This is a genomic window from Aquabacterium parvum, assembly GCF_001447195.1.
Taxonomy (GTDB): Bacteria; Pseudomonadota; Gammaproteobacteria; order Burkholderiales; family Burkholderiaceae_C; genus Aquabacterium; species Aquabacterium parvum.
The window spans coordinates 1-273 of the sequence record NZ_LFRI01000130.1 but is presented as its reverse complement, the minus strand read 5'-3'; the positions used below and the strand labels follow the sequence as shown (position 1 = coordinate 273).

At 60.8% G+C, this 273-nt stretch carries 1 pseudogene; it reads left to right on the top strand.

Features of this window, described 5'->3' with window-relative positions:
* Positions 1–27: 27 nt before the first annotated feature.
* A pseudogene (locus tag ABG80_RS04555) lies at positions 28–273 on the top strand (protein rep); the annotation flags it as partial.

Sequence of the window (273 nt, the reverse complement as noted above, 5' to 3'; positions counted from 1 at the left end):
TCGGGCCAGTGGCACCCGCACCTGCACATGATCGCCTTGGCCGAGGTCGAGCCCAGCCAGGAGCGCTTGTCGCGGGATTGGCACCAGATCACCGGGGACAGCTTCATCGTTGATGTGCGGCCCATCGTTGGAGATCTCGCCGAGGGGTTCATGGAGGTTTTCAAGTACGCCGTCAAGTTCAGCGATCAGCCGGTTGCCGATACATGGCATGCCTTTCAGACGCTCAAGGGGAAACGCCTTCTTGGTTCTGCTGGGTGCTTCCGAGGTGTCGAG